We start from the raw sequence: 15,863 nt of genomic DNA on the forward strand, positions 1-15,863 counted from the left end.
TCAGGCTGGTCAGCGCGGTCGACATGGCGCCGCGCACGTTCCGGATCGCCAGGACGGCGGTGCCGGCGGCGGCGAGCGGCATCAGGTCGGCGTTGAGCAGCAGCACCAGCGCCCCGTAGACGGCGCCGAGCGCGAGCCCGGACACGGCCTCGCCGGTGAGCCGGTACACCGCCTGGCCGCGCCCGACCCGGATCTGCTCGGCCTCGTTCTCGCGGGCCAGCAGGGTGTACTCGTCGAGCAGGAAACGGCTCAGGCCGAACGACCTGATCTCCGCGGCACAGTGGCGGTTGGTCATGTGGTGGCGAAGCATGAACTGGCGCCGCACCTGGCGGATGCGCCCCAGCCAGGACCGGTAGGCCAGCCGGGCCGACCGCGCCGAGGCCCAGCCGTCCGGCAGGATCGAGAGCACCAACAGCGGCAGCAGGACGGGGTGCAGCGCCGAGAGGACGCCGCCGGCGGCCACCATCCGCACGCCGGAGGTGAAGACCTCGACGGCGTCGTCGACGAGCTCACGCCCGCTCGTGGCGCCGCGCTCGGCCGCGTCGAGGTCGTCGACGAACTGCGGGTCGTCGAACGACATGACGGACGTCCGCGTTGCCAGGCCGAGCAGCCGCACGAGCGAGACCCGGTCGACCCGTGGGCCGTAGCGGCTCTGCAACAGGCCGGTGGCCAACGCGATGGCACTGCGCAGCACCCCCGCGCCGACGACGAGGGCGAGCGCGGGCAGCGCGTCCCGCAGCCGCTCCGGGGTCGGGCCCTCGCTGAGCACCGCGGTGAGCGCGCCGGCCACGGCGAGCAGCCCGACGGCCTCCACCACTCCGGACAGCACTCGCAGGCAGACCAGGGCGATCAGGCCGGAACGGTCGGCCTCCCAGGCCAGGGACCAGGCCAGCCGGAGCAACCCGGGCAGCCGCCGGGCCATCGCCCCGAGGCCGGTCTGCTCCATCGTGCGGCTGTGCTTCGTCCACGGCCGGGACNGGTCCTCGTCCTCCCGGCCGTAGGTCAGGACCGGGTCGCGGGTGGCCGCCACCGGTCGGGCGGAGTCCGTGGGCTGCGCGGGAACGGAGCCGGACAGTTCAGAATCTTCCCCCACCGCTTCAGGGTCCGCGACAGCGCGGCGCACCTCCCCGCCTTCCGACGGGTTTCCCCCACGGGACACGTCAGGACGACAGGGACGGTGACGACAGGGACGGTGGGGAGGGTCGTCGCCCGGCCGGCGCGTCCGACGCCGGCCGGGCTACTGGTGAGCTGACTGCTCGCAGGCTGGTCAGCCGGCGCCGGGGGCGGCGACCGGCTCGCCGGCAAGCAGCTCGTCGAGCTCGCGCAGCGCCTCGCGGAGCCGGTCGGCGAACTCGTGCATCCCGGCGGCGACCGGCCGCGGGGTGCTCAGGTAGATGTTCAGTTTGTCGGGCAGCAGCACGTAGGCGATACCGATGCAGCGGCCGCTGGTCGAGCCGAAGCCGAAGTACTGGATGCTCTCCGACGGCGCCGAGCTGGTGCTCAGATAGTCGTCGCGCATCACCAGCCAGCCGGGGGTCTCGTAGAGCGGCGACGGTTCCGGCACGCCCAGCTCGGCGCCGGCCCGGCGCTGGATGAAGGCCAGCTCCCACAGGTGCTGCTCGGGCGCCTCACCGCGCTGGCACTCGCCGGCCCGGCGGACGTGCGCGGCGGCGGCGGCGCGCAGTGCGGCGCGGCGGGCGTCGGCGTCCGCCGCCGGGTCGTCCATCGCCGCGACGAACGCCAGCACCTCCGGGGTGACGACCCGCATCGCCTCGGTGCGCCCGTACCGCCACTGCCGCGTCGCGATCGACTCGTAGGTCGCGCCGATGTGTCCCTTCGCCCGCTGGTGGGCGAGCTGGTAGGCCATCTGCACGAAAGCATCCGGCGAGATGCGCAGCGACTTGGCGCGCGCCGCGCCGTGCTCGGGGAAGGACAGCACCACCGAGTCGGTGTCCGCGCCGAACGCGGCGAACGCCTCGGCCGCGGACCGGATGTCGGCGCGCAGCGCGTCGTCGAGCACGAACTCGACCTCCCGCACCGCCGGGAGGCCGTGCGGGCGGGCGCCGGAGCGGGCCGAGAGCTCCGCGGCGGGCGCGGCGAGCAGCTCGTCGACGAANCTGAGGATCGTGGTGCCGTCCAGCCCGCAGTGCTCCACGTTGATTCCGGCCTGGCCGTCGGCGAACACGATCAGCGACACGGCCTTGTCGTACCAACGGCCGGCGGCGCTGCCGTGCAGCAGCTGGTCGCAGGCGGCGTGGGCGTCCGGCGGGGTGAGGTCGTCCAGGCACACGCAGAACAGCGCCGTCTCGACCTCGTCGAGCGCGGCCTGGTTCGCCGGGTCGAGGGCGAGCAGCGCGGCACGGCTGTCCGCCCAGGCCGCCCGGGCCTTGGTCGTCAGATGGCCGACGGCGGTGTCGTCCGGGGCCGGCGCGGGGTCCGCGGCGAGCACCTCACGGAGGCCGGCGGCCAGCTCGTCGAGGGTGTGGGGGGTGCCGTCCGGGCCGAACACCTCCATCCGGAACATGCGCCCGCCATGGAACACCAGGATGTGCCGGGCGTCCGACGGCCCCGGCCAGTCGGTGCTGTAGGGCACCCGGACGGTGTCCTGCACCTGCCCGGGGATGCGGGTGGTGGAGAACAGGAACCGGTTCTGCACCATCGACTGCGGCTGGCCGCGGCGCAGCAGCGGCGGGATCCGCTCGGCGTCCAGGCGCACCTTGTAGTCGAGGGCACCGGCGATCAGGCCGGCTGCCCGGGCCACCTGCGCGTCCGGCCCGGGTCCGGGGAGGCCGGCGCCGGCGACGGCGAGGTCCGCGTCGCGGAAAAGGAAGATGAAGTTGGCGTTGAGCGCGATCCGGTCACGGCGGCCCAGGTAACGGGCCGGCCAGAACTCGTCGAGCCAGCTGTGCACGCCCTCGTCCGCGTCTCGGCGGGCGAGTTCGGCGTGCAGCAGCGGGCCGGGGCCGCCCGGCGCCTGGAACCGCGAGACCTCCGCCTCCGTCGCCGCGAGCTGCTCCGGGGTGAGCAGCGGGGCGCACCACTGAAGGAACCGCGCGCAGCTGTCCTCCAGGCTGGGCAGCGGAACTCTCGGCAGGCTGTCCTCGTGGTCGAAGGTGCCGGCTACGGCGGGCGTGGCCGTCGCCGCGACGGTGTTCGAGGCCGGCCCATGGCCGGTCTGGACAGTCATGCTGGGCGTCATCCTCGTCTCGGTACGCGGTGGGAACCACCGTGGAAGTGCTGGTGGACGTGGGGGTACGGGTGGAAGCGGGGGTGCGGGTGGAACGGGTGGAAGCGGCGTGGGGCGGTGCCGGCGGCGGCCACCGGGCACCCGCCGCAAGCCCCACGGAACGGTCTCATGAGGCGACGGCGGCCGGAAGCGCTTCAGCGGGACGGGAGAGGAACAACTGGGCGTACAGCCACCCGTCCGACTCCAGCCCGCGCGGGTCGACCCCGACGTCTGCCAGCGTCTCGAGCACCTGTTCCTGCTCCCGCGGCGAGGCGAACCGGCGCTGCTCGAACAGCCGGTCCACCGCCACTGTCTGGTAGCCGAACCCGGCGAGGAGCTCCGCGATCGGGTCGAACGGGAACATCCGCAGGGCGAAGTGCGCCATCCAGGGCAGCCTCCGCCCACCGCTCTCCCGCACGGCGGTGACGATCCGGGCGAGCGTGCGGCCGGTGACGTAGCCGAGGCAGCCGGTGGAGATGACCAGGTCGACGTCGGCGAGGCGGGCGCGCTCGGCGGCAGNCAGGTCGCGGCTCTCAAGATCGGCGTGTACGGCATCGTCGAGGAAACCGGCGTCGGACGCGTAGGCGAGTGCCGGCTGGGACGTGTCCAGGCCGATCACCTCGACGTCGTCGCGGCCGCCGGGGGAGATCACCAGCGTGCGATCGCGCGCGACCAGCTCGTCGCGGGTTCCGGCGGTGTCCACTCCCCCGGCCGGGCCATACCTGTCGTACAGGTCGTCCATCGAGATGTCGAACTTCAGCAGTGCGGCGTTGACCCCGTAGGAGCAGCCGACGTCGAGTACGCGCAGTGGCCGACCGGAACGTTCCTGTCGGCACTCGTCGACAACCTTGGCGAAGTACGGTTTCGCCAGCTGCGGGATGTGATAATCCAGCGCCCTCAATGTGCGGAAGTAATCGCGGGGGTCGGGCTGGGTGTAGATGTGCTCGAGCGAGACCTTTCCGGTGGCGTCAAAATCCATGGCTGGTGCTCCTCTCGATACGCGGGACGGCGATACGCGGGACGGCGATACGCGGGACGGCGATGCGCGGGACGGCGTCGAACTCCGGCTCGGGTGCGGCGGTCAGGTCGAAACGCGACCGCGGGCCGCGGGCCGCGCTCAGTCGAGCAGGCCGTCCACCCGCACGGCCTGCCGATCCGCTGCCAGGTGCTCCGGCAGGACGCGGCCGAACAGCTGCCGCGTCCGCGACAGGCTGCCCACGACGCCGGGCCGCTCGCTGTAGGCGAAGATCGCGCTGTGCCGTTGGGTGGCGCCGCCGACCTGGCTGACCCGGTGCAGCGAATAGCGGCCGAGGAAGAGCTGGAGGTCGCCGGGACGCAGGTCCAGCCGGCGGACGAGCCGCTCGCCGGCCGTCCCGCCGGCCAGCACGGCGGAGACGTCGTCGAAGTTCTCCGCCTCCGCGGTGCGGATACCCGGGCAGTACTCGAACACCCCGCCGGCCGCGGCCTCCTGGGTCAGCAGGCTCACCGTGAACTCGTTGGTGTCGAAGTGCCAGGGGTGCTCCTGACCGGGCGCGACCACGTTGAGGCACAGGCCGGCGAGCGGGTCGGCGAGCTCGTGCACGGCCGGCAGCCCGAAGCAGGCGGCGACGAACGCCTGGAAGGCGGCGCTACCGTACAGCCGCTGGATGACATGGTCGGCGGGGATGCGGTCACGGGCGACGAAGGCGTTGCCGCGCCGCATGCCGATCCGGCCCGGATGGCCCGGCGGCAGCACCGCGTCGGCGTCGATGTTGTAGACGTTGACGGTCTCGACGTCATAGTGGGCCAGCGGGGCCAGCAGCGCGCACTCGTCGCGCAGGCGGTCGCGCAGCGCGGGCCGGACGAAGTCCGGCAGCACGCAGCAGCCCGAGTCGGCGAGCTGCTCCCGGACGGTTTCGACAAGACCGGCCCACTCGGGTCCGCCGGGCGCCGCGTGCAACGGGTATCGGTCGGTGTTCACGACCACCTCGACCGCCGCGGCCGGTGATCCGGTCGCTTTCCCGGCCCTCGTCGCCGTACCACCCATCAATAATCCCTTCGTCCGCCGTCACACTCGCCCGGGGATCTGACCGCCGGGAAAACACGGCGCCGCGGAAAAGCCACGCCGTCGGGGAATGCAGCACAGTGTTCCCCGCGCGCTGGGCGAACGGCGTGCCGTGTGACCTGTAACACGGCCGTCATCTCCTCGCTCCACAGTCGGGCGTCGCCTGCCGGCGCCGACGCCATCTGTGGTGATTACGCGAAAAGGACGTGCTGACCTGCACCGCGGTCTGCGCCGCGGGAACGCGTCCGGTCAACCGGTGCGCTGGCAGACCCGCCGTTCCTCCAGGCGGGCGACCAGGCGGGCCATCGCGGCCGCGGCCTCCTCGTGGGCCGTGTCGCGGCCGGCGGCGCTGTCCGCGACAACCGCGAAGGCGAGCCCTTGAACCGCGGCCGCGACCAGTGCGGGCGGGAACTCGTCGGCGTCCAGCCCGTACTCGCCGAGAATCGAGTTCAGCGTCTCGATCTGAATGCGCCGCAGCTCGCGAGCCACCTTGCCGACTTCCGCCCGTAGTGCCGGCCGGTGGTTGGCCGCGGCCACGAACTCCACTACCAGTGCTGTGCCACGGGGGTCGGAGATGAGCTCCCACCAGGCACGCAGCGGCTCCGGGGAGGCCAGCGCCGCCGCCGTCGACGCGAGGGTCTGCTCCCCGCGCCGCCGCAGGACCGCCACGAAGAGGTCGTCGATCGTCGGGAAGTAGTAGTGCAGCAAGGGGGCGGTGATCTCGACTCGGGCCGCCACGCTGCGGGAGCTGACGGCCGCGTAGCCCTCGCCCAGCATGATCTCCTCGGTCGCGTCCAGGAGGCGGGTGACCTTCTCCACGGTCGCCGGACGGCGTCGACGGGGCTCGGCCATTCACCTTCCTCCGGGAGACGGCGCCTGCGCTCGGGACGCCTGCCGCGCTCCCATCATGGCCGACAGCCCCGCCGGGGACGCGAACTGACGCACTGGCACGCGACGTGAACCGGCACACCCCACGTCCACCCGACGTCCACTCCGCACCAGCTCCGTCACCCGATCGCCCCCGGACCGTCACCCGGCCGCCCGTAACCCGGAGCCGGTTCCGTGGACCGAACCTCCCCGCCACGCGGACTTGTTGACATCGGCGACCCACGAAGTTAGAACGACTGTTAAAATTTCGTGCGTACCGCCCGGTGAGGCCGGCGGTGCGCGGGGCCAGTCGAAGGGGGCTCTCCGCTTGAGTCACAACGGTCCGGTCTACTGGGATCCGTTCGACCGCGACATCGCCGCGGACCCCTACCCGACGTACCAGCGGCTCCGCGCCGAAGCACCGCTCTACTACAACGAACCGCATGACTTCTACACGCTGAGTCACCACGGGGATATCGATCGCGCCCTCACCGACTGGAAGACCTTCTCCTCGGCCCGCGGCCCCATCCTGGAGATCATCAAGGCGAACATCGAAATCCCGCCGGGCACGTTACTCATGGAGGACCCGCCGGCCCACGACATCCACCGCGCGCTCCTCTCCCGGGTGTTCACACCCCGGCGGATCTCCTCGCTGGAGCAGCAGGTCCGGGATCTCTGCGTCCGCTGCCTCGACCAGCTCGCCGGCATCGACAGCTTCGATCTCATGACGGAGTTCGCGAACGAGGTGCCGATGCGCGTGATCGGGATGCTGCTCGGCATCCCCGAGTCGGACCAGCCGACGATCCGGGAACGCGCCGACGCGAAGTTACGCACCGAGCCGGGGCAGCAGATGCAGGTCTCCAGCCGGGCGCTCATGGACACGGACCTGTTCGCCGAGTACATCGACTGGCGGGCCGACCACCCGTCGGACGACCTGATGACCGAGCTGCTCCGCGCCGAGTTCGAGGACACCCTCGGGGTGACCCGCACACTGACCCGCCAGGAAATCCTCACGTACGTCACCGTCCTCGCCGGCGCCGGCAACGAGACCACCGCCCGGCTGATCGGCTGGCTGGCCGCGCTGCTCGCCCAGTACCCCGACCAGCGGGACGAGGTGGTGGCCGACCCCGGGCTGATCCCGAACACCATCGAGGAGACGCTGCGGTTCGAGCCCACCGGCCACGCGCTGGCCCGGTACGTCACGACCGACGTCGAGCTGCACGGCCAGACCGTGCCGGCCGGCAGCGCGATGATGCTCCTCGTCGCCTCCGCGAACCGCGACGAGAAATGCTGGCCCGAGCCCGAGCGGTTCGACATCCACCGCAGAATCAGCCAGCTGCGGACCTTCGGCCTCGGCACCCATTACTGCATGGGCGCCGCGCTGGCCCGCCTTGAGGCCCGAGTGGCCCTTGAGGAGTTCCTGAAGCGCTACCCCCGCTGGGACGTCGACTGGGATCACGTCGCCCTTTCCTCGACCTCGACGATGCGCGGCTGGGAAACCCTTCCCGTCGCCGTCGCCTGACCAGCCCACCTACCGGAACCATCCAGCCCGAGCCAGGAGAGAGCACCATGGGAAAGCTTGACGGCAAGGTCGCCTTCATCACCGGAGCCGCCCGCGGCCAGGGCCGCAGCCACGCGCTCCGGCTGGCCCAGGATGGGGCCGACATCATCGCCGTGGACCTGTGTGGTCCGGTGCGGTCGGTCGCGTACCCGATGCCCACCATCGAGGACCTGGAGCAGACCGCCAAGGCGGTCGAGTCGCTCGGCCGGCGGATCGTCGCCCGGCAGGCCGACGTCCGGGACTACGCCGCGCTGGAGGAGGCCTTCCAGGCCGGTACCGCGGAGCTGGGCCCGGTCGAGATCGTGCTCGCCAACGCCGGGATCGGCGCCGGCGGTGTGGCGACGGACGAGGAGCAGTGGGAGGACGTCGTCGCCGTCAACCTCACCGGCGTGTGGAACACCGGCCGTGTCGCGATCCCGCAGCTGATCCAGCAGGGCAAGGGCGGCGCGATCGTGCTGACCAGCTCCACCGGCGGTCTGGTCGGCGTCGGAATCCCCACCGCGGGCTTCCTCGGCTACACCGCCGCCAAGCACGGCGTCATCGGCCTGATGCGGTCGTGGGCGAACTTCCTCGCGCCGTTCAACATCCGGGTGAACAGCGTCGCCCCGACCGCGGTCCGCACGCCGATGGCCGGCGACGGGAACCTCGCCGAGATCCTGGAGCGGGCCCCGCAGCTCGCCAACGCGCTCACCAACGCCATGCCCGTCGACCTGGTGGAGCCGGAGGACATCTCCAACGCCATCGCCTGGCTGGTGTCGGACGACGCCCGCTACGTCACCGGCACGGTCGTCCCCGTGGACGCCGGTCTGCTGAACAAGCGGTAGCCCAACGCGGGCAGGGGGCGGCGCGCGGCGCTCGCCCCCGCCCGCCCACGCCGATGTTCAACCGCATCGGATTGCGGACATACTCGGTGCGCCCGGTACAGAACGGCCACCGAGAGGCAGGCAACGCCCGATGCGGTTCGACGACTCGCCGGTCGACACGTCCCAGCTGGAGGACCGGCGTGGGGGGCGGAGAGCCGGCCGCGGCCTGGCGATCGGTGGTGGCGGGGCCGGTCTCGTCGGCGTGCTCGTGTATCTGCTGGTGGCACTCCTCGGTGGCGGGAGCGGCGACCCGGCCGGAACCGACGTCGGCACGGGGCGGGGCGCGCTGCCGGCCGGCGACATCGCCGCGCGCTGCGCCACGGCAGGCGCACTCGACGAGTATGACGACTGCTTCGTCCTCAAGGTTTTCAACGAGGTCAACGAGGTCTGGGCGGCCCAGTTCCAGCAGACCGGCCAGAGCTACCAGCTGCCCACCCTCGTCTACTTCGACGACGCCGTCTCCACCGGCTGCGGCACGGCGTCCGCGCAGGTCGGGCCCTTCTACTGCCCGCCGGACGAGCGCGTCTACATCGATCTGGGCTTCCTGCGGCAGCTGCAGGAGCAGTACGGCGCGCAGGGCCGTTACGCGCAGGCGTACATCGTGGCGCACGAGGTCGGCCACCATCTGCAGACGATCACCGGTACCGAGCAGCGGACGCGGGACGCGCAGCAGGCGGATCCGGCGCGGGAGAACGAGCTGTCGGTGCAGCTCGAGCTGCAGGCGGACTGCTACGCCGGGGTGTGGAGCACCCTGGCGAACCGCGGCGGCAACGTGACGATCACCGAGGCCGACCTGGACGAGGCACTCGGTGCGGCCGAGGCGGTCGGTGACGACCGTATCCAGGCCGGCGCGGGCGTCGAGGTCGACCCGGAGTCCTGGACCCACGGGTCCGCGGCGCAGCGGCGGGCGTCCTTCCTGACGGGCTACCAGGGGGCCACGGCGGGTTCCTGCGGCACCGTCCCGGCCTGATCCGCACGGTCCTCCGGGAGGGCCGGGGACAACGATCCGGTGACAGGCGCCGCGCGGCCGGGTACCGCAACCTGTGGGGGTGACGCGCTGCCCGTCGGCGGCCACGGACCGTCTCTGGTCCACGGCTGACGGGCCGGGAAGCTGATGCAGACCTTTCTGCCCTACCCGGACTTCGCCGCGACGGCGGCGGTCCTCGACGAGCGCCGCCTCGGCAAGCAACGGGTCGAGGCACTGCAGATCCTGCGTGCTCTGACCTACGCCGGTTACGGCTGGCAGCACCATCCGGCCGTGCGCATGTGGGCGGGGCACCCGCGCGCGGTCGCCGCCTACGGTCTCGTGATCTGTGCCGCGTGGACGGCTGGGGGCCGCGCCGACACCTGCGCGGCCACCATCACCGCCGACCTCGCCCGGGCGGGGCTGGCTCCGCCCCGCTCCCAACAGGCGCTGGCGGATCAGGGGGATCTGCCNGACTGGCTCGGCGACGAACGCCTGCACCGAAGCCACCGGTCCGCGCTGCTGCGCAAGGATCCCGAGTTCTACGGCCAGCTGTTCAGCGACGCAGACCCCGCCCAGCCATACTTCTGGCCGGTTTGACCACCGCGGCCGCCATCGCCTCGAATGCGGAGGTTCATTACTGGCCCCCCGTGCGACCGCGACCACCACGTCACGTTCTCTTTCGGTCAGGCGCTCCACGCGGCGCGAGAGAACGGGGCTGACGCTGCGGGACTCGGCCTGACCGAGCCCCGCACGTCGGCCGCGGCCGCGCACGCAGTCTGCTCACGCAGCGGGAGCGTGCACGGCCGGGAGCCGATCGTCAGGCTCTCAGGCCTTCGCCTGGGCGCTGGAGCGAGCCGGGTTCGCCTGCTTCTTCGCCTTCGGATCGAGTTCGGACTGCTTGGCGCGCACACCCTCCTCGATGTGGTTGCCGAGGTCCTTGTCGACATTGCGCCAGTACTCGAACGCCCGCACCAGCACCGGCTCGCTCACCCCGTTGAGCAGGTGGCCGATGATGTTGTCGGCCAGCCTCGCGCGGGCCGCGTCGTCGAGAACCTCGCGGACCATGGTGCCCGCCTGGCCCCAGTCGTCGTCCTCAGGGCGCCGTGTGTAGGCGGTCCGGACCATCTCGCCGTCGGCGTACCAGCGCCCGCCGTCGTCGGTCAGCTCCGGCTGGGCCGCCGGGCCGCCATAGGAGTTCGGCGCGTACACCGGGTCCGAGACGTTCTGGACCCGCATCGCCCCGTCCTTGGAATAGCTGTGGACGGGCACCTTCGCCGAGTTCACCGGGATCTGCTTGTAGTTCACCCCGAGCCGGGCACGGTGCGCGTCGGAGTAGCTGAACCCGCGGGCCAGCAGCATCTTGTCCGGCGACAGTCCGGTGCCCGCGACGAGGTTGTTCGGTTCGAACGCGGCCTGCTCCATCTCGGTGTGGTAATCCGAGATGTTGCGGTTCAGCGTGAGGCGACCCACCTCCTGCAACGGGTAGTCCCCGTGCGGCCACACCTTGGTCAGGTCGAAGGGGTTGAAACGGTAGGACTTCGCCTCGTCGAACGGCATGATCTGCATCTTGAGCGTCCAGCTCGGGAACTCACCGTCCCGGATGTGCTCATACAGGTCACGCTGATGGTAGTCGGTGTCGATCGCGGCCATCTGGTCGGCCTCGTCCTGCGTGAAGAACTCGATCCCCTGATCGGTCTTGAAGTGGTACTTCACCCAGAACCGCTCGCCCGCCGCGTTGATCCACATGTAGGTGTGGCTCGAGTAGCCGTTCATGTGCCGCCAGGTCCGCNGGATGCCGCGGTCACCCATCAGCCAGGTCACCTGGTGGGCAGATTCGGGAGAAAGCGTCCAGAAGTCCCACTGCATGTCGTGGTCACGCAGGTTGTTGTCCGACCGGCGCTTCTGCGACCGGATGAAGTGCTGGAACTTCATCGGATCCCTGACGAAGAACACCGGCGTGTTGTTGCCTACTATGTCCAGATTTCCCTCCGACGTGTAGAACTTCACCGCGANCCCGCGCGGGTCACGCCAGGTGTCCGGGCTGCCGCGCTCCCCCGCCACGGTCGAGAACCGGATCAGCACTTCGGTGCTCGCCCCGGGCTGGAACACCGCCGCCCGGGTGAAGGCACTGACGTCCCGGGTCACCTCGAACGTCCCGAAAGCGCCGCCGCCCTTCGCGTGCGGCTGGNGCTCCGGGATGCGCTCCCGGTTGAAGTTCGCCATCTGCTCGATCAGATAATGATCCTGAAGCAGCAACGGGCCATCCGGGCCGACGCTCAGCGAATGCTCATCACTGCTGACAGGGATACCCGCGTCGGTAGTGGTCGGACGACGCTCCTGTGTGGTCACCACACGCTCCTCATCCTGCTGCGATCTGCGCTTCTCGGGTTGAGTTCACCGCCCGCTTGCCCACCCGACTCCCCGGCCGCACCGCCCCCCTGCCCGGCGGCCCTCTCCGGCGATCCGTCCGTCCGGCAGACCCGCGGTCCCGCCGCCCCCGTGCCGTACAAGGCCGGCCGGTCCCCACCCGCCGACGCCCTCCGCGTCGGCAGCCAGGACCGCGACCTGCACCGACGCAGATCAGACGGAACCGCGGATCGTGCCGCTCCAGCCCCCTACCCGCACTCCGCCGCCACACACACCCCAACCCGGATCCGGTCGGCCACGGCCCGCGGCGCACCTGTGCCCGGAGAGCGGGCCGTCCCGCGTGCGCAGAACCCGCGGGTTCCGGGGACGTTGCCGGCCACCTATCGTCGGCGTATCGAAAACCTCATACGGGCAGGCAACACCACGTTCCCTTGACTGGCGGCATGAGCTACAGCGAACCAGCCCGAACAGCGGTCGCCCCCGCCCGAGCGCCGGCTTCGTCGCCCTCCTCGACCATCCCGACCACCGGAATCACAGCTTACGGATGCAGCCGGCACGAAGCAGCTTTGTTCCGGGAAACGGCGCCCCGCTTTGGAGTAGTCCCAGTAATCACCGGGGAGGCGGTTTCCGAAGCCAACATCCACCTGGTTTTCGGAAACCGATGCATCAGCGTCAGCCACCGGAGCCGGGTCACCGACTCCACCCTTCTCGCCCTCAGCGGGGCCGGCGTGGAGTACATCTCCACAAGAAGCATCGGATGCAACCATGTCGATATCGGGTACGCGGCGAGTGTCGGCATCACCGTCGGCAATGTCTCCTATTCACCGGACAGCGTCGCCGACTACGCGGTGATGCTGATACTGATGGCGGTCCGCAACGCGAAGTCCGTCGTCCTCCGCGCCGCCAGCCACGACTACAGACTGGGTGAGGTCGCTGGGAAGGAACTGCGCGACCTGACCATCNGGGTGGTCGGTACCGGACGCATCGGCACGGCGGTCATGGCCAGACTGCGAGCTTTCGGCTGCCGGGTGCTGGCCCATGACAGCCGCCCGGGGGCCACCGCCGACCACGTTCCACTCGACCCCTTGCTGCGGATGAGCGACGTCATCACGCTCCATACACCACTCAACGCGGACACATACCACCTCCTGAATCGCGAACGTATCGCGCGAATGAAACACGGCGCGTTCGTCGTCAACACCGGGCGCGGTTCACTCCTTGATACCGAGGCCCTTGTCACGGCGCTGGAGAGCGGGCGCCTCGGCGGCGCGGCGCTGGACGTCCTCGAGGGCGAGGAGGGAGTGTTCTACACCGACCACAGACACCAGCCCATTGAGAACGAACTGCTGTCGCGACTACAGCAACTGCCGAACGCACTTGTCAGTCCGCACACCGCCTATTACACGGAACGCGCCCTGCGCGACACCGTCGAGAACGGTCTCATCAATTGCCTGAACTTCGCGGCGGGAGGGCGGCGTGGCTAGGTTGAAGGTGGGCGTCGTCTTCGGCGGCTGCTCCGAAGAACACCCCGTCTCCGTCAGGTCCGCACAGGAGGTCGCGAAAAACCTCGACACCGCGAAATTCGAGCCGTTCTGGATCGGGATCACGAGGTGCGGCGGGTGGAAGCTCTGTACGGGCCCGGCCGCGGGCTGGGAGGGCCGCGGCAGCCGGCGGGCCGTGCTGTCACCGGACAGAAGCGTCCACGGACTACTTGTCCTGGAACAGGGGAACTACGCAGAGATCAGGCTGGACCTCGTGCTCCCCGTGCTGCACGGCAGGACCGGCGAGGACGGTGCGCTGCAGGGCCTGTTGGAGCTTTCCGGCATCCCCTACGTCGGCTGCGACGTCCAGAGTTCCGCCCTGTGCATGGACAAGTCCCTCGCCTACACCGTCGCCCGGGCCGCGGGAATCGAAACGCCGAACTTCTGGTCCGTCACGGCGGACGAGATGGTGGATGCCGAGCGGCTCACCTACCCCGTCTTCGTTAAACCGGCCCGCTCGGGGTCGTCCTTCGGCGTCAGCCGGGTGGGTCGCAAGGAAGAACTCATGGCCGCGGTCGAGACCGCCAGGAAGTACGACTCCAGGGTGCTGATCGAAGAGGCCGTCATCGGCAGCGAGGTCGGATGTGCCCTGCTGGGGAACGATCCGGAGCTGATCGCCGGCGAGGTGGATCGGGTCGCGCTGTCGCACGGCTTCTTCCGGATCCACCAGGAAAGCGATCCCGAACGCGGCTCGGAAAACTCCACACCAGTCGTTCCCGCCGATATCTCGGCAGCGTCACGGGCCCGCGTCCTGGAAACCGCGAGGGCAGTCTACCGCGCTCTGGGGTGCAGGGGGCTGTCGCGGGTGGACATGTTCCTGAAGGAAGATGGAACAGTCGTCCTCAACGAGGTCAACACACTGCCCGGCCTGACCTCGTACAGCCGCTACCCGAGGATGATGGCGGCCGCCGGGCTGCCGCTCGCCGAGGTGCTCGACCGGATCATGTCGTCGGCACTGGCGGAGGAAGCCCGATGAACGAGGACTTCGCCTTCGTGGACGAACTTCTGCCCGGGATACGCTGGGATGCCAAGTACGCGACCTGGGACAACTTCACCGGCAGACCCGTCGACGGCTACGCGGCGAATCGGATCGTCGGCACGAGGGCCCTGTGCGCGGCCCTGGCGGACGCGCAGGAGAAGGCCGTCTCCCTGGGGTTCGGCCTGCTTCTCTGGGACGGGTATCGCCCACAGCGCGCCGTGGACTGCTTCCTGCGGTGGTCAGAACTGCCGGAGGACGGTCGGACGAAGCCGCGGCACTATCCGCGTGTCGGCCGGCGCGAACTGTTCGAGAAGGGGTATGTGGCCGCCAGGTCGGGCCACAGCCGGGGCAGCACCGTCGACCTCACGCTCTATCACCTGGCCACCGGTGAACTTGTCCCCATGGGGGGCCGCCACGATCTGCTGGATCCGGTCTCACACCATGGAGCCGAAGGAATCAAGCCGCTCCACGCGAGAGGCCGACGACACCTGTGCTCCGTCATGGAGGCCTGCGGTTTCTCTCGGTACGAGCACGAGTGGTGGCACTACACACTGTCCGACGAACCCTACCCGGACACGTATTTCGATTTTCCCATCGAGTCGTCGGGCAAACCAGCGGCCGGAAAGTAGCTGCCGGCGGCCATTCGGCGGGGCACGTCGAGCCCGCGATGACCTTCACCGGCGCGCTGCGTCGGCATCCCATGCCGAGTGACGTGAGCTCCACTGATCGGTTATCTGCCGGTGTCCGGTGGCGCGGCGGGTAGCTGCACCGCGACGCGGAGCCCGCCGCCATCCCGGGGTGTGAGGGTGAGGGTTCCGTCGTGCGCCTCGGCGATGCTCTTGACGATGGCCAGGCCGAGACCGACACCCGCCTGGTCGGTGTGGGTGCGTCCAGTGCCGCGTTGAAACGGCTCGACAAGCGTGGCAGCCATTTGCGGGGGGAGCTTCTGACCGGTGTTCTCGACAGCGAGCACAACCACCCTCGAGCGAACGCCGGTCGTCACCCACACGGCGCCCCGTTCGGGCAGATTGTGGACGATCGCATTGTGCACGAGGTTCATGGTCATCTGCAGCAGGAGCGCATGTGAGCCGACGGAAACGGCCACGTCCCCGGAGGTCTCGATGGTGACGCCATGTTTTTCCGCGAGCGGCNGCATTGTTTCGGTCGCCTCTTCCGCCGCGAGGGACAGGTCGACGCGTTCTCGGGCGAAGGATCGCTGGTTCGCCCGGCTGAGCAGAAGCAGTGCTTCGGTGAGGTCGATCGCTCGGGTGTTGACCAGCCGGAGGCGCTCCACAAGCTCTCCATTGCCGTGGCCCGGATCGCTGCGGGCCACGTCGAGCAGGGTCTGCGTGATCGCCAGTGGAGTGCGCAGTTCGTGGGAGGCGTTGGCCGCGAATCTCCGCTGCTCGGCGTCGGGTGCCTCGAGCCGGGCCAGCATGGTGTCGAAG

General features: G+C 70.2%; 11 protein-coding genes and 9 pseudogenes. 9 read left to right on the top strand and 11 right to left on the bottom strand.

Features of this window, described 5'->3' with window-relative positions; genetic code table 11:
* The 5 genes and pseudogenes from UG55_RS25650 to UG55_RS25670 form a co-directional block, all read right to left on the bottom strand.
* A pseudogene (locus UG55_RS25650) lies at window positions 1-946 on the bottom strand (ABC transporter ATP-binding protein); the annotation flags it as partial.
* Window positions 947-1,267: 321 nt separating this feature from the next.
* Window positions 1,268-2,116, bottom strand: an 849-nt coding sequence (locus UG55_RS43870; RefSeq protein ID WP_242425116.1) for a choline/carnitine O-acyltransferase, incomplete at its 5' end; no start/stop codon positions are given.
* Window position 2,117: 1 nt separating this feature from the next.
* A pseudogene (locus tag UG55_RS43875) lies at window positions 2,118-3,187 on the bottom strand (choline/carnitine O-acyltransferase); the annotation flags it as partial.
* 1,156 nt (window positions 3,188-4,343) lie between these two features.
* The gene (locus UG55_RS25665; RefSeq protein WP_066074284.1) at window positions 4,344-5,252 is read right to left on the bottom strand and encodes an arpA protein; all 909 of its coding nucleotides are present in this window, start codon (window positions 5,250-5,252) and stop codon (window positions 4,344-4,346) included.
* 267 nt (window positions 5,253-5,519) lie between these two features.
* Window positions 5,520-6,122 carry a TetR/AcrR family transcriptional regulator gene (locus UG55_RS25670; RefSeq protein ID WP_066074287.1) on the bottom strand — a complete coding sequence of 201 codons (603 nt, stop codon included), beginning with the start codon at window positions 6,120-6,122 and terminating at the stop codon, window positions 5,520-5,522.
* A 343-nt stretch (window positions 6,123-6,465) separates the two neighbouring features.
* Between UG55_RS25670 and UG55_RS25675 the strand changes: the two genes are divergently transcribed.
* From UG55_RS25675 to UG55_RS43890, 5 genes and pseudogenes are all read left to right on the top strand, one after another.
* Entirely contained in the window at window positions 6,466-7,659 is a 1,194-nt protein-coding gene (locus tag UG55_RS25675) for a cytochrome P450 (RefSeq protein WP_066074290.1), read from the top strand.
* 47 nt (window positions 7,660-7,706) lie between these two features.
* Window positions 7,707-8,522 (top strand): mycofactocin-coupled SDR family oxidoreductase, encoded by an 816-nt coding sequence (locus UG55_RS25680; protein WP_066074293.1) that lies wholly within the window; start codon window positions 7,707-7,709, stop codon window positions 8,520-8,522.
* A gap of 130 nt (window positions 8,523-8,652) precedes the next feature.
* Entirely contained in the window at window positions 8,653-9,531 is an 879-nt protein-coding gene (locus UG55_RS25685) for a neutral zinc metallopeptidase (RefSeq protein ID WP_066068852.1), read from the top strand.
* A 144-nt stretch (window positions 9,532-9,675) separates the two neighbouring features.
* Window positions 9,676-9,998 (top strand): MSMEG_6728 family protein (locus UG55_RS25690; RefSeq protein WP_242424468.1); only part of this gene is annotated, 323 nt, incomplete at its 3' end.
* 1 nt (window position 9,999) lies between these two features.
* Window positions 10,000-10,125 (top strand): annotated as a pseudogene (locus UG55_RS43890) (hypothetical protein); the annotation flags it as partial.
* Window positions 10,126-10,353: 228 nt separating this feature from the next.
* Here the strand turns inward: UG55_RS43890 and UG55_RS43895 are convergent.
* The 4 genes and pseudogenes from UG55_RS43895 to UG55_RS43910 form a co-directional block, all read right to left on the bottom strand.
* Window positions 10,354-11,317, bottom strand: a 964-nt coding sequence (locus tag UG55_RS43895; RefSeq protein WP_242424469.1) for a catalase, incomplete at its 5' end; no start/stop codon positions are given.
* 1 nt (window position 11,318) lies between these two features.
* Window positions 11,319-11,540: pseudogene (locus UG55_RS43900) on the bottom strand (catalase); the annotation flags it as partial.
* Between the two features lies 1 nt (window position 11,541).
* Window positions 11,542-11,716, bottom strand: a pseudogene (locus UG55_RS43905) (catalase); the annotation flags it as partial.
* Between the two features lies 1 nt (window position 11,717).
* Window positions 11,718-11,877, bottom strand: a pseudogene (locus tag UG55_RS43910) (catalase); the annotation flags it as partial.
* Window positions 11,878-12,410: 533 nt separating this feature from the next.
* Between UG55_RS43910 and UG55_RS43915 the strand changes: the two are divergent.
* The 4 genes and pseudogenes from UG55_RS43915 to vanX all read left to right on the top strand — a co-directional run.
* A pseudogene (locus tag UG55_RS43915) lies at window positions 12,411-12,857 on the top strand (lactate dehydrogenase); the annotation flags it as partial.
* 1 nt (window position 12,858) lies between these two features.
* Window positions 12,859-13,379, top strand: a pseudogene (locus UG55_RS43920) (NAD(P)-dependent oxidoreductase); the annotation flags it as partial.
* The gene (gene vanA / locus UG55_RS25705) at window positions 13,372-14,412 is read left to right on the top strand and encodes a D-alanine--(R)-lactate ligase (protein ID WP_066068857.1); all 1,041 of its coding nucleotides are present in this window, start codon (window positions 13,372-13,374) and stop codon (window positions 14,410-14,412) included. The pseudogene UG55_RS43920 and the gene vanA, both read left to right, overlap by 8 nt.
* The gene (vanX, locus tag UG55_RS25710; RefSeq protein ID WP_066068860.1) at window positions 14,409-15,044 is read left to right on the top strand and encodes a D-Ala-D-Ala dipeptidase VanX; all 636 of its coding nucleotides are present in this window, start codon (window positions 14,409-14,411) and stop codon (window positions 15,042-15,044) included. Before vanA ends, vanX begins: the two co-directional genes overlap by 4 nt.
* Window positions 15,045-15,145: 101 nt before the next feature.
* Here vanX and UG55_RS43925 read toward each other — a convergent pair.
* A partial coding sequence (locus UG55_RS43925) for a HAMP domain-containing sensor histidine kinase (protein ID WP_242425117.1) occupies window positions 15,146-15,566 on the bottom strand: 421 nt, incomplete at its 5' end.
* Between the two features lies 1 nt (window position 15,567).
* Window positions 15,568-15,863 (bottom strand): annotated as a pseudogene (locus UG55_RS43930) (sensor histidine kinase); the annotation flags it as partial.

This window comes from Frankia sp. EI5c (genome assembly GCF_001636565.1).
Lineage (GTDB): Bacteria > Actinomycetota > Actinomycetes > Frankiales > Frankiaceae > Parafrankia.